The sequence below is a fragment of the Microtetraspora glauca genome (assembly GCF_040656155.1).
GTDB classification, from domain to species: domain Bacteria; phylum Actinomycetota; class Actinomycetes; order Streptosporangiales; family Streptosporangiaceae; genus Microtetraspora; species Microtetraspora glauca.
Map to the genome: position 1 here is coordinate 1 of NZ_JBFALK010000047.1, position 11,237 is coordinate 11,237.

Genomic DNA, 11,237 nt, shown 5'->3' on the forward strand with positions numbered 1-11,237 from the left:
GATCCGCGACGACATGCACGAGGCATTCATGACCCTTGCCACCGCCATCATCTGCTGGCGACGCCTCGTCCGCTGATCATTCTGTTAGGAGTTCTAAGCGCCTCCGGCCAAGGGGAGGCGGATGTCGAAGCGGCAACCGGCCCCCTCGTTGACCACGCCGATCTCGCCGTGATGAGCCTCGACGATGCCCCTGGCGATCGCGAGGCCCAGCCCGGCCCCACTCCCATGGCCGGGAGTGCGGGCGGCCTCGCCACGGAAGGCCACATCGAAGACCCGGGGCAGGTCCTCTTTGGGGATTCCACCGCAGCAGTCGAGCACCGACACCGTGGCCGTCTCGCCGTCCGCGACCGCTCGGACCGAAATGGTCCCGTCGGCCGGCGTGTGGCGGATCGCGTTGACCACCAGGTTCCGCACGGCCCGGGCCAGCTCATCGGCGTCCACGTCGACGGGCAGGCCCTGGTCGGCCTCGCCACGCAGGTGGACGCGCTTGGCCCGGGCCAGCGGCTCGACCCCGGCGAGCGTGTCCGCGAGGAGGTCGCCGAGTCCGATCCGCCCCCGGGAGAGCTTCAAGCTTCCGGCGTGGATCCGGGACAGCTCGAAGAGGTCGTCGACCATCCCCGAGAGACGGTCGACCTCGAGCCGCATCTGCGCATGGTAGCGCCGGGCCGTCTCCGGGTCGTCGACCACGCCGTCTTCCAGGGACTCCGCCATGGCCCGCAGCCCTGCCAGCGGGGTGCGCAGGTCGTGGCTGACCCAGGCGACCAGCTCGCGGCGGGCGCTCTCCAGGGCCCGCTCACGCTCGCGGCCCAGGCGCAGCCGCTCGTACGCCTGCTCCAGAGCGACGGCGATCGTCCCCAGCTCGGCGGGGAGCGGCCCTTCAGGCGGGGTGAAGCGGCCCGAGGGCGGCACCTCCTCCAGCGCGCCGACGAGCCGCCTGCTGGCGAGCACCACCCTCCTCGCATTGATCAGCGCGACCGCGAGACCCACGAGGCCGCCGATCACGACGACCGTGAGCACGATGTTCTTCGGCCGACCGTCGATCACCATGGCGAGCGTGATCGCGACGACACCGGCCAGCGTCGCCGCGACGGTGACCGCCGCCACGACCGCGAGCATCACGCCGATCGACCGGCGTCGCAGCACGCGCAGCAGGACGAGCCCGAGGGCCGCGATGGCGACCCCGAGCCCCGCCGTCACCGCGACGATCTGGAGGATCATCGCTGAGGCTCGTACCGATAGCCGACGCCCCACACCGTGACGATGCGCCGGGGATCGGTCGGATCGGGCTCGATCTTCTCCCGCAGCCGCCGCACGTGCACGGTCACGGTGGAGGAGTCACCGAACGACCAGCCCCACACCTGGCCGAGGAGCGCCGCCCGGCTGAACGCCTGTCGAGGGTTGCGCAGCAGGTAGACGAGCAGGTCGAACTCCCGCGCCGTCAGCGTGATCTCCTCGCCGGCCAGCCGTACCTCGTGGGCGCCGACGTCGACCACGAGGTCGCCGTCGCGCAGCACGCCGGTGCCCGTGGGCGCGAGGGCCCCGCGGGCGCGCCGGAGCACGGACTGGACCCTGAGGGCCAGCTCGCGAGGGCTGAACGGCTTGGTCACATAGTCGTCGGCACCGGTCTCCAGCCCCACTACGCGGTCGATCTCCTCGCCGAGGGCGGTCAGCATGATCACTGGGACGGGCCAGCGCTCGCGCAGCTTACGGCAGACCTGGAGACCGTCCATCTTGGGCAGCATGAGGTCGAGCACGAGCAGGTCGGGTGGGTCGGCCAGGGCCCGCCGCAGGGCCTCGGCGCCGTCGCGGACGCACGCGACCTCATGGCCGTCGCGCTTGAGGTAGCGGGCGACGACCTCGGCCACGGTGGGGTCGTCTTCGACGATGAGGACGCGAAATGCGGGGGTGCCGGTCATCGGTCTCTCCGGGGGGCCATGCCCTCACCGTAGGCCACCACGCCCACCGCGTGACTCCACGGCCTGTGCTTCACATCGGGAGGATCCCCTGGTTGCCGCCGGTGTTCTCCCTGTGGCCGCGAGCGGTTTCCGAACATGCGTCTCGCCCTGCCTCTCCAGCCGTCTGCCACGCCTTCTAACTGGGCGCCCCTCCGCGCCCGGCGGGCGGCACCGATCTCACCAGGGGGAGGCGATCAGCCCCTGGAGCAGCAGTCCGGTGACCATCTGCGACGCCAACCAGCGGTGATCACTCGTGAATGGCGGGCGGTCCTGACGGCCCGCGGCTGCTCGCCGACGCCGCGCTCCCGCGCGTCCTCCGCCCGGTCCTTCCGCGAACGACGCGGCGAGGCCGATCCACAGTGTGTAGGGGATCCAGATTCGCTCCACCTCGCCCCGCGTCACCCCGCTGACGTCGAGCGCCAGCACCGCCGCCAGGGTCGCGAGGACCGTGATCCTCACCCCGTACGGTATGCCCTGAGTCAACCCCGCCGTCGTGGCGGGGCCGGACACCAGTGCGAGGGCGGCCAGATCGGCGACCAGGAAGTACAGGTACGGCCGGGCCGCCCCCGGGTCGGCAGCCCACTGGGCGTGCGTGGCGAGTGCCCCGGCCGGCCAGAGGAAGCCGGCTGAGGCGAACGCCGCAGTGACCGCGGCGGCGCCCGCGAGGACGGCGACGATGGTGAGGCGAGGCAACCGGACGACGACCGCGACCGCGGCGGGGATCAGCAGGTAGGGGACGAGCCCATAACTGAGGTACGGCAGGGCGCCCAGGAGGACCCCGGCGACCATTCCGCACGCCAGTCGCCTCCAGCCGTCGCGTCCGCAGACGAGCAGGGCGACTCCCCAAGCCCCCACTCCCGCGAAGAGGGCGTCCATGCTGGTGGCGATCCAGACCGAGGCGGGAGCGAGGGCGAGGTACGGCAGGGCGTGCCGGGCCGCGTCCTCCCCGGATAGCCGCCGGACCGTCAGCGCAATGGCCACGGCGGCCGAGCACCCGACGACGACGACCAGCAGCGCGGCCCACAGCGGGCCACTCAGCCCGGTGGCGTTCAGTGCCCACAGCACGAGGACGGGCAGCGGCGGGTGGCCGCGCACGTGCGTCGGGTACGCCGGCAGGTCCCGGGTGAAGGCGGCCAGCCACCGCGACGGGTCGTCGCCCACCACAGGCAGCACGGCCAGGTACTCCTCCTTGTGAGTGAACGGCGCGGCCAGTCCGTCGCCTGAAACGGCCAGCAGCACCGTCCAGGCCAGCGCGCAGGCGTATGCGGCGGCGAGAGCCGCTCCGAAGTTCAGCCGGGCCACGACGCCCGGCAGGACCCGTACGGCAGCGACACCGAACGCGGCGGCGGGCAGCAGGGTGATCGTCAGCACCCGGAAGTGAGCGTGAAGCGGCGGCAGGTGATCGATCGGGAGCACGCCGAGTCCGCGCAGGATTCCCCCGAATGCGAACGACGCGGCGACGAGCAGCGCCCATGCGGCCAGCCACCGGGTCAGGTGGTGTCCGGTCGAATTCCGCGTCGCCTCGCACGGGGGATCGCCCATGCTGGCCTCGGACATCCGAAATCTGTTGGCCACGCCTCTCACGGTAAGTGTCCTGATCTTTTCCAGGATTCCTCTTCAGCACTTCGTAAGATCTACGCGAATCCCGCGCGCCGGAGACCGAGGCCATGACGAATACCGATCGAGGCGGCGGATGGAAGGGGCCAGCTTCCCGACCCCGACCGGGGAACCGGCCCGAGCAGCGTGGCTGCCGGGTGGGATGTCATCGTCCTGTAAGGATGTCCGGCCCTTCGCGGGTCTACGTTCGCGACATGGACATCGACGTGGTACTGCCGTGCCTCGACGAGGAGGCCGCTCTGCCCTGGGTGCTCGGGCGGATGCCGGAAGGCTTCCGCCCGATCGTCGTAGACAACGGATCGACCGACCGCTCCGCCGAGATCGCCGCCGGCTTGGGCGCGCGCGTCGTGCACGAGGCGCGACACGGGTTCGGCGCGGCCTGTCACGCGGGGCTCATGGCGGCGACGGCCGAGGTGGTGTGCTTCATGGACGCCGACGCGTCGCTGGACCCGCGGCAGCTCCCGCGGGTCGTCCTGCCCGTGCTGAACGGCGAGGCGGACCTGATCCTGGGCCGCCGGCTGCCGCGCTCCCGCTCGGCGTGGCCGGTGCACGCCCGGATCGGCAACACCGTGCTGGCCGCGAGCCTGCGCCGCCAGGCCGGCGTCCCGCTGCGTGACCTCGGGCCCATGCGGGCGTGCCGGCGAACAGACCTCTTGGCGTTGCAGCTGGCCGACCGCCGTTTCGGCTACCCGCTGGAGATGGTCCTGCGGGCGTCGGCCTCGGGCTGGCGAGTGCGCGAGGTCGAGGTGGACTACCTGCCGCGCGTGGGCCGGTCGAAGGTGACCGGCACCGTCCGGGGCACCGTTCGCACCGTTCGCGACATGCGCCGCGTGATGGCGGAGGTCGCCGCGATCAGATAGGTGACGTCGGTGTGAGAGACGGGTCCTGGAAGAAGGAGTGGCCACGGGTCGCTGACCACCGACGTCCCGGCCGGCGTGCCGTCCTGAATCTTACGACCTGCGAACGGCCGCGGCCGGGTGCGTCGTAGCGGGACCGTGGTGGCTTACTGTCGCCGCGTGAAGGTGCTGCTGACCGGCTCGGCCGGATTCATCGGAAGCCATGTCGCCGAGGAACTGCAGGCCGCCGGCCACGAGGTGGTGGGTCTCGACGTGCGGGCGGGCACCGACGTGCGCGACGAGGCCGCCGTCGACAGCTCGGTGGCGGGTTCGGACGTGGTGGTCCATCAGGCGGCCAAGGTCGGGCAGGGGGTCGACGTGGCCGACCTGCCGGGCTACGCCTCGACCAACGTGTACGGCACGGCCGTGCTGCTGGCCGCGATGGCACGACGCGGCGTCGGTCGCCTGGTGCTGGCCTCCTCGATGGTGGTCTATGGCGAGGGCGCTTACGAGTGCTCGGAGCACGGACGCGTCCGCCCGGGGCCGCGCGCGACCGATGACCTGTCCCGTGGGGTGTTCGAGCCGCGCTGCCCGCGGTGCGGGGCACCCCTGGTTCCGGTGGTCATCGGCGAGGACGCGCCCACCGACCCCCGCAACGCCTACGCCACCACGAAACTGGCTCAGGAACATCTGGCGGCCAACTGGGCGCGGGAGACCGGCTGCGTGGCTGTCGCGCTGCGCTACCACAACGTCTACGGCCCTCGGATGCCCAGGGACACGCCGTACTCAGGGGTGGCGGCGATCTTCCGTTCGGCCCTGGAGGCGGAGCGTGCCCCGCGCGTCTTCGAGGACGGAGGCCAACGGCGCGACTTCGTACACGTCCGCGACGTCGCCCGGGCCAACCTGGCGGCGCTGGCGGGCGGCGAGGAGGGGACGCTGGAGGCGTACAACATCGCCAGCGGCGAGCCGCGCACGGTGAGGGAGATGGCCGTCGCGCTGGCGGCGGCGCGGGGTGGCCCGGAGCCGGTCGTCACGGGCGAGTACCGCCTCGGCGACGTCCGCCACATCGTCGCCTCGCCCGCCCGGGCCCGGGCGGAGCTCGGCTTCCGCGCCCGGATCGGCTTCGCCGAGGGCATGCGCGAGTTCGCCGAAGCGCCGCTCGGCTGAGCGCCCCTCCCCAGCTCTGGGTCGCCCGGGTGGACGGCGTGGCTCGCGGAACGCTCTCCCGCGGTGCTCCTGAGCTGGGCCTTCCCTCGAGTGACGTCAGAGCTTCGTAAGGTTTGCCGGGCGCTCGCGATCATAAGGTCGGGGCCATGAGAATCACGGATCCGAGTGGTCAGGACTGTGTCGGCCGAGCCGGGCGAGGCGGTTGGTGATGATCGATGCGCAGATCGTCGTCATCGCCAAGGAACCAGTGGCTGGCCGAGTGAAGACCCGGCTCACTCCGCCGTTCACGCCCGGCCAGGCCGCACGGCTGGCCGCGGCCGCGCTGGAGGACACGCTCCTCGCCGTGACGGAGGCCCCTGTGCGGTACAGGGTGCTCGCTCTGGAGGGACTGCCCGGCTCCTGGCTGCCCGCGGGGGTCGAAGTCATCCCTCAGCGCGGCGCCGGGCTCGACGAGCGGATCGCATACGCGATCACCGACGCTCACCGGCTCCATCCGGTGCCGACCGTGCTCATCGGCATGGACACCCCGCAGGTCACCTCGGCGCTGCTGTGCTCCGCCGCCGACGCCCTGGCCGATCACGACGCGGTCTATGGCCCGGCCGCCGACGGCGGCTTCTGGTTGCTCGGCCTGGTACGCCCGGACATGTCAGTGGTGGCCGGCGTGCCCATGTCGCGCCCTGACACAGGAGACGTGCTCTTGTGGCGTCTGCGGAACTCCGGGCTTCGCGTGGCCGTCCTGCCAGAACTGCTCGACGTCGACACCGCGGCCGACGCCGCGCGCGTGGCGGCCGGTTCGCCGCACTCCAGACTCGCCGCGTCGCTCGCCGCCATGCCCGGCCTGGCCGAGACGAGCGCCGTGCGGTGAAGGGAAAACTCTATGCCGAGTCGCTGGCGGGTGCGGCCACCGAGATCGAGTACGTCGACGGGACCCGCACGCCGCTTGAGTCGACCCGATGGATAGAACCGATCGACGGCGACGAAGCCCTCCTGGCGCGCTGCGCCGGGCCCACCCTCGACGTGGGATCGGGGCCCGGCCGGCTCACGGCCGCGCTGGCCCGCCGCGGCGTGCCCGCCCTGGGCATCGACGTCACCCCGTACGCCGTCCACCTCGCCCGTCGGGCCGGAGGGTCTGCACTGGTATGTGATGTCTTCGGCCAGGTCCCCGGCACGGGCCGATGGGCCACCGTGCTCCTTGCCGACGGCACCGTCGGCATCGGCGGCCACCCTCTGGCCCTACTGCGCCGCGTCAGGGAGCTGGCCCGATCCGGCGGCGAGGTACTGGCCGAGGTGGAGCGGCCCGGCACGACCAGCAGGGTCGACCGGATACGACTGCGCCGAACCGGAGCGCTGGGCGAATGGTTCGGGTGGGCCCGCGTTTCGGCGACCGACGTCACGCGTCTCGGGACGGATGCCGGCTTCGACACGATCGAACTTTGGGAGGAGACAGGACGGTGGTTCGCAAGTCTGCGTTGAGCGAGGCACCCGGCTTCGATCGAACGCCGCCGATCCGGCGGATCGGCTTCACCAGCGTCCTGCGGTCGGAAGGGGTCGCCGCCCGGCTCGGCCTCGCTCTGGGACTGAGCTTCACGATCGCGTTCGCCACCGGCCTGCTCAGCCATTTCTTGCAGCATCCGCCCACGTGGCTGGACTGGCCGTCCCGGCCGGTGTGGCTCTACCGGGTCACACAAGGAGTGCACGTGATCGGTGGAATAGCGACGATACCGCTCCTGCTCGCCAAGCTCTGGACGGTCTATCCGAGACTGTGGCAGTGGCCCCCGCTGCGCTCCGCGGGACACGCGGCCAAGCGCGGCCTGGTGCTGGTGCTGGTCGCGGGGTCGCTTTTCCAACTCGTCACCGGCCTGCTGAATGTCGCCTACACCTACCTGTGGGCGTTCTCCTTCCCGGTTACGCACTACTGGACCGCGTTCATCGTCTACGGCGCCCTGATCGTGCATGCCACGAACGAGTGGGCCAGGGTGCGTCGCTCGCTACCGCGGCCGCTGGAGACCAGCCGCCGGGGGTTCCTGCGCACCGCGGCCACCGCCTCCGGGCTGGCCGCGCTACTCACATCCGGCGAGGCGGTCACCCCCTTGCGCCGCGCGGCCCTGTTGGCACCGCGCGACCCCGCCGTCGGCCCACAGGGGCTGCCCGTGAACCGGACCGCGCAGGCCGCGGGGGTCACCGCACCCGGTGCGGATTACCGGCTGGCGATCGGCACGCTCTCGTTGTCCTACGACGACCTGACTCGACTCCCGCAGCACACGGTCGAGCTGCCGATCGCCTGCGTCGAAGGCTGGAGTGTGTCCGCTCGGTGGACGGGTGTCCGACTGGCCGATCTGGCGCGATCGGCCGGAGCCGCTCCCCATGCGGTCCTCACCGTCGAGTCGCTCGAGCGGCGTGGCGGCCACCGCGCGAGCGAGTTGCGGCCACCGCACTGGAACGACCCGCTCACCTTGCTGGCGTTGCGCGTCGACGGCCAGACCTTGCACATCGACCACGGCTATCCGGTGCGGCTGATCGCGCCCAACCGGCCGGGTGTCCAGCAGACCAAGTGGGTCCATCGGATCGTGATCCCATGAAGGCGCCGGGATACGTCCTCGGTGGCGGCCTCATCCTGCTCGGCTCCACCGGCCTGACGCTGAACGCCAGCCAGACCGACCCGCTGAGCGTGGCTTTGTGGTTCGGCGGCGGCGCGGCCGTACACGATCTGGTGCTCGTGCCGTTGGTTCTCGCGGTGGGAGTGCCGGCCAGCCGTCTCCGCGGCCCGTACCGGGTCGGCCTAGTGATCGCCGGAATGCTCGCGCTCGTCTCCCTCCCTGTGGTACTCGGACTCGGCCGGCGTGCTGACAACCCCTCCCAGCTCCCGCTCAACTACGGGGCGAATGTCGCCGTCGTCCTCGCGAGCATCGCCCTGGTGGCGGTCGCCGTCGACGTCTGGACCCTCCTGCTGCGCAGGCGGCGGGCGCGGACAGCCCAGCCGCCCACCCGGTGACGCCGCCGCTGTCACGATTCCCCGCCCCGCTCGCGTCGCCTGTGCCGCTTCACACTCATCACACAGGACATGATCTGGGTCTGCCTCTCGACCATGGCACACTCGGCGATCAATGACGACGACGATCAAGGACCACATGTTGCTCGGCGGTTACTCGTCTGTCGCGGTGCAGGATGGCACTGCGAGCGCTGATTCATCATCCGGTATGGCCAGGCTGTGTACCGGTACTCCCCGAGGACACTGCAGAGCCGATCACGTCGGCAGATGTCGAGCAGCGTGATCGGGTAGACGTGTTCCCAATCCTGGCTTTCAGCTCAAGCGAGCTCAGTTGCTCGGAGGTCGCTCGTTGATCGCTCGCTGGGGTGCCCCAATGGTTGCTCGTGGGGCTGCCCCCGTTGATGGCTCGGTGATTGCTCGTGTGTACGCGATACGACATGACAGGGACCGTCACCAGCCGATACGAACCCGGCGAGAACGCAGGACAGGGTGACACGAATCGGCATGCGCGGATAGCAAATGGCAAGTAACAAGTGATCTTTTAATCCGTAGGTTCAGGGTTCGAATCCCTGGCGCCCCACCAGCGAAAACACCGCTTGCAGCGACAACAGCGCGCGAGACTTCGTCGCCGCGGTGATGCCCCGACTGCTCGGCTGCCCCGGACCGGTGGAGGGCGTCGCCCCTCTGCCGACATGGGCCGCCAACCCCGGCAACGCGTTCATGACCGGGCAGATCCTCTATGCCGACGGCGGCGCGGAGGCCGTCCTGCATCCGCGGGGGACGCTGCCTGACGGCGGTGACCCCGGCATCAGCCGTTGGGCAGTCGTGCGGCGGCGGGTGCCGGAGTCGTTCCCCGGCGGATGGCACTCGGTGGCCTCTCTGCGGCGAGCCGCTCAGCGTCGGCGCTCACCGCGAGCGCGCATTACAGGGCGGCATCCACCGGTGCGGGGGGCCTTCGGGTCACGCGGGCCGAGCCACGAGCCGATCCCGAAGGCCCCTTCTCCTGCCGGGTGTCAGAGTTGCGACCCGTACCGCCAGCGCAGGCGTTCCTTGGCGGTGCGGTTGTCGGCCTGAGCCTGGTCGCGACGGTCGGGAGTGACGCAGACCTGGTCGCCGGCGTAGGCCTCGCGCCAGACGTAGCCCTGGACACAGGTCGTGGGCCCGTAGGGGCCGTCGCTCCAGCGACCGGCGGCCGCGGCGTTGTCGTCGAGGACCTGCAGGCGGGTGGCCATCGGGACGCAGACGTAGTCGGAGTCGTCACTCATGCGCCAGACGTATTCGTCCTGGCAGGCGTTCGGGCCCCAGGCGTGCTTGGCGGTGTTGAGCCGGTTGGGGGTGTCCTCGGTGTCTCGCATGGTCTGCGCCTTGACCGTCGCCGTAACGCAGGTGATGTCCTCCGGGAGGATCTCGCGGTAGACATAGGGCCAGTAGCAGCGGCCGGAGGCGTCGATCCGCTTGGGCTGCTCCTCGTTGTCGAGGGCCGCCTGATCACGGGCTGCGGGAGTGACGCAGGCGGTGTCGCCCGGGACGGCGTCGCGCGGGACGTAGCCGAACCGGCAGGCGCCGGGCAGCTTGGTGGTGACAGTCACGGTGGCGGAGTTCTCGCCGACGGAGTCGACGCGGATCTCGACGGCGTCGGTCTTCACGTGAGTGAGCGGCTCGCCGGTGTCGCGGTCCATCAGGACGCCGGCGAACATCCTGTACTCGTTGATCAGGACGGCGTCGCGCGGGATGGCGCTGCTGCGTCCGGTCTTCTTGCGGAACTCCACGGTGAGGAAGCGGCTGGGGTCGTCTACCAGGTGAGGGACACGGATCATGAGCGCGCCGGGCAGGTCGGGCCGCTCCAGCGGGGCGAGCTGAATCGTGCGGGCGGTCTCACCGTCCTTGCCGACGGTGACGACGCGCCAGCCGGGCAGCCAGCCGAGCTCGTCCAGGTGCGGCGCGGCCAGGCCGATCGCGTTCTTGCCGAAGAGCTCGGAGGGGGCGGCGTAGGTGTTGTGACCGCTCATCGTGTCCCAGGGGTGGCTCATCCTGGTGTACGACCACATGTCCGGCGCGAACATACGCCGCGATTCCTGCATCTCGAGGATGCGGAGCATGACGAAGGACGCCTGCTGGACGGTCCAGGTCGTGGAGTCCAACTCGAAGTAGTTCTGGTCCTCGGCCCCGTTCGAGACCCCCGGGCGGAATCCGCCGTGGTCGTTGTTCAGGATGAAGCCGAGGCGATGGCCGGGCGGCAGGCGAAAGCCCTGACGTTCGGCTTCCTTCAGGCATCCCGGCCGCTCTGCCGTACTGCGGGACCACTCGTCGAAGGTCTGCGGGATCGTGTACCAGCCGTGGACCTCCGACCCTTCCAGGGTCATCCGTCCGCGCGACTGCTCGGCGAAGAAGTCGGCGAGCCCGCCCTTGCCGAGCCCTTCGGTGGTGAACAGGTCCTTGAAGTACTGCGCGGGCTTGAGTTCCTGCTGCCGGTCGGTGAACTTGCACAGCAGGATCGACCAGGGCATCCGCCCTTGAATCGGCTCGGCCGAGGCGGGCACGGGTCGGAGAACAAGCAGGGCAAGGAGGCTCGCGACGAGCGCGGCCGACAAGCGGACTTTGACCATGGTCCTTTCCTAGGAAGATGGCATGTCGACGGGCCTGAGCGGGCGTGGTGCGGCTTCAGGACCAGTT

General features: G+C 70.7%; 10 protein-coding genes. 6 read left to right on the forward strand and 4 right to left on the reverse strand.

Annotated elements, in window-relative coordinates; translation table 11 throughout:
- Positions 1–93: 93 nt before the first annotated feature.
- The 3 genes from AB0I59_RS41780 to AB0I59_RS41790 all read right to left on the reverse strand — a co-directional run bounded on the left by AB0I59_RS41780 (position 94) and on the right by AB0I59_RS41790 (position 3,530).
- Positions 94–1,218, reverse strand: a complete 1,125-nt coding sequence (locus AB0I59_RS41780) for a sensor histidine kinase (RefSeq protein ID WP_358142561.1) — start codon at positions 1,216–1,218, stop codon at positions 94–96.
- Positions 1,215–1,916 (reverse strand): response regulator transcription factor, encoded by a 702-nt coding sequence (locus AB0I59_RS41785; RefSeq protein ID WP_358142564.1) that lies wholly within the window; start codon positions 1,914–1,916, stop codon positions 1,215–1,217. The genes AB0I59_RS41780 and AB0I59_RS41785 overlap by 4 nt, the downstream gene beginning before the upstream one ends.
- 216 nt (positions 1,917–2,132) lie before the next feature.
- On the reverse strand, positions 2,133–3,530 hold the full coding sequence (locus AB0I59_RS41790) for a hypothetical protein (protein ID WP_358142567.1): 1,398 nt from the start codon (positions 3,528–3,530) through the stop codon (positions 2,133–2,135).
- 236 nt (positions 3,531–3,766) lie between these two features.
- Here AB0I59_RS41790 and AB0I59_RS41795 point away from each other — a divergent pair, with 236 nt between their 5' ends.
- The 6 genes from AB0I59_RS41795 to AB0I59_RS41820 all read left to right on the forward strand — a co-directional run bounded on the left by AB0I59_RS41795 (position 3,767) and on the right by AB0I59_RS41820 (position 8,567).
- Complete coding sequence (locus tag AB0I59_RS41795; RefSeq protein WP_358142570.1) at positions 3,767–4,432, forward strand: glycosyltransferase family 2 protein; 666 nt, start codon at positions 3,767–3,769, stop codon at positions 4,430–4,432.
- A 156-nt stretch (positions 4,433–4,588) separates the two neighbouring features.
- Complete coding sequence (locus AB0I59_RS41800) at positions 4,589–5,575, forward strand: NAD-dependent epimerase/dehydratase family protein (RefSeq protein WP_358142573.1); 987 nt, start codon at positions 4,589–4,591, stop codon at positions 5,573–5,575.
- 208 nt (positions 5,576–5,783) lie between these two features.
- Positions 5,784–6,440 carry a TIGR04282 family arsenosugar biosynthesis glycosyltransferase gene (locus AB0I59_RS41805; RefSeq protein WP_358142576.1) on the forward strand — a complete coding sequence of 219 codons (657 nt, stop codon included), beginning with the start codon at positions 5,784–5,786 and terminating at the stop codon, positions 6,438–6,440.
- Entirely contained in the window at positions 6,437–7,048 is a 612-nt protein-coding gene (locus AB0I59_RS41810) for a class I SAM-dependent methyltransferase (protein ID WP_358142579.1), read from the forward strand. The genes AB0I59_RS41805 and AB0I59_RS41810 overlap by 4 nt, the downstream gene beginning before the upstream one ends.
- Positions 7,027–8,154: a molybdopterin-dependent oxidoreductase gene (locus AB0I59_RS41815; protein WP_358142582.1), complete on the forward strand. Its 1,128-nt coding sequence runs from the start codon at positions 7,027–7,029 to the stop codon at positions 8,152–8,154. Before AB0I59_RS41810 ends, AB0I59_RS41815 begins: the two co-directional genes overlap by 22 nt.
- Positions 8,151–8,567, forward strand: a complete 417-nt coding sequence (locus tag AB0I59_RS41820; protein ID WP_358142584.1) for a hypothetical protein — start codon at positions 8,151–8,153, stop codon at positions 8,565–8,567. The genes AB0I59_RS41815 and AB0I59_RS41820 overlap by 4 nt, the downstream gene beginning before the upstream one ends.
- A 1,010-nt stretch (positions 8,568–9,577) precedes the next feature.
- On the opposite strand, the gene AB0I59_RS41825 is transcribed toward AB0I59_RS41820, so the two are convergent.
- Positions 9,578–11,170 carry a metallopeptidase domain-containing protein gene (locus AB0I59_RS41825; protein ID WP_061261516.1) on the reverse strand — a complete coding sequence of 531 codons (1,593 nt, stop codon included), beginning with the start codon at positions 11,168–11,170 and terminating at the stop codon, positions 9,578–9,580.
- Positions 11,171–11,237 lie beyond the last annotated feature (67 nt).